Origin of the sequence: Vibrio sp. 10N.222.46.A1, from assembly GCF_041473595.1 — a bacterium.
Lineage (GTDB): Bacteria > Pseudomonadota > Gammaproteobacteria > Enterobacterales > Vibrionaceae > Vibrio > Vibrio tasmaniensis_A.
Window position 1 is genome coordinate 1 of the sequence record NZ_JBFRSN010000157.1, and the last position, 1887, is coordinate 1887.

General features: G+C 45.3%; 1 protein-coding gene. It reads right to left on the reverse strand.

What is annotated here, in order from left to right; all coding sequences use genetic code 11:
* Positions 1–364: 364 nt before the first annotated feature.
* Entirely contained in the window at positions 365–1813 is a 1449-nt protein-coding gene (locus AB4496_RS05560; RefSeq protein ID WP_009844712.1) for a YfcC family protein, read from the reverse strand.
* Positions 1814–1887: the final 74 nt, after the last annotated feature.

Genomic DNA, 1887 nt, shown 5'->3' on the forward strand with positions numbered 1-1887 from the left:
CTTTATAATTGGTTTTTTTAAGCCAGTTTTCTATAAAAATAGCCTTTATTTTCCCTTTGGTTATTACAAGGTGAATAACTTTAAATATAATTAACGTTAATAAATGACTAAATATTTTTATAAACATAATGGAGAGGAATGGATTGTTTTTTATTAGCCTTAACATCAATATTAAAATGTTGATTTACGCTTTGTCGAAGGTGTCCTTGGATTGTTTAAGGTTGGCTGATGAGGTTGGCTATAGAGAGGCTTTAAATAGAGTGTGTGCAGCTCGTGAGGTTGTTTTGGGGACTGGTTCTGAGGGCGATAGCAACAAAAAAGCCGCTAAGAAAGCGGCTTTGAACGAGAAGGTGGTGTGTAGGTTTTAGATAAGCGCACCAATACTTAGTACAACGATGCAGAACACCATCAAGATTCCGATTAATGGCATCACCCATTTAACCCAGCGCACGTAAGGGACACGAGCAATCGCCAAGCCGCCCATTACCACTGCAGAGGTTGGAGTGATTAAGTTGACCAAGCCAGATGCAGATTGGTAAGCGGTGATAACAAGGTCACGACCTACGCCAGCAAAATCGGCTAATGGCGCCATGATTGGCATAGTCAGCACTGCTAGACCAGAGGTCGAAGGTACTAAGAATGACAGTAGAATTTCTAAGAAGAACATCACGTTAATGAAGACAACTGAAGAAAGGCCAGTCACCATTTGTTCTGCTGAGAAAAGAATAGTGTCGGTGATCATACCGCGGTCCATTACGACTACGATACCACGTGCGATACCTATGATAAGCGCAACGCCCAGTAGGTCTCGAGCACCGTCAATGAAGCTAGTTGTGAACTCTTCCTCGCTCATGCGAGACACAATACCGACAATAATAGTCGCAGCTAAGAACATCGCGGAGATCTCTGCCATCCACCATCCAGCAACGGATACACCGTAAATCATGACAGCGAAAGAGCCACCAAAAATGGCCAGGATCAGTTTGCGAGTCGCGGTGAACTCCAGTTTTTCACCACTTGCGTTGCCAAGGAAGTGCGCTTTGTTCTCTTCGTATTTGTCGTAAACAATCGATGTTGTTGGATCGGCTTGTACCATTCTTGCGTAGCGCATGACGTAGGCGACACAGATACCCCAACCAATAATCAGCATTCCAATACGCAGCGCGATACCGTCGGTAAATGGAATACCAGAGGCGTTGGCAGCAATAACGGTCGCGAATGGGTTAATGGTAGAGCCTAGCACCCCAATGCCCGCGCCAAGCAATACCGTCGCAGCCGCAACTAGAGGGTCAAAGCGAGCTGCCATCATTACTGGTACTAGTAATGTATAGAATGGCAGTGATTCTTCCGCCATGCCGTAGACAGTACCACCAGCGGCAAACAGTGCCATCAGTATTGGTATCATCAACTCTTCTCGCCCTTCTAAGCGGGCGGTAACGCGCTCGATGCCAGCATCAATGGCACCTGTTTTGGTTACTAGTCCTAAGAAGCCACCAATGATTAAGATGAACAGCGAAACGTCGATAGCCGCTGCTTCATAGCTATTGTGGTCGTAGAAGCCATCAATAGGCGCTAGCAGTACATCAATCACGCCTTGAGGGTTACCTTCTACCGCTTGATAGGTTCCGGTTACGGGTACTTCTCGGCCTAGCTCTTCATTCATTGCACGGTCGTATTGGCCTGCTGGAACAATCCAGGTAAGCAGCGCGACGAACGCAATCAGAATAAATAGAATGGTGTAGGCAGAAGGAAATTTAAAGTTGGCAAAGAAGCCGCCCTTTTTTTTCTCGTTTGGTATCGTTTGAGTTGTCATGGCTATCTCCTTACATCATCTTAAATAGAAGTGATGTGAATTAGCGACTAATGATTTATAGATTGTAAATACAC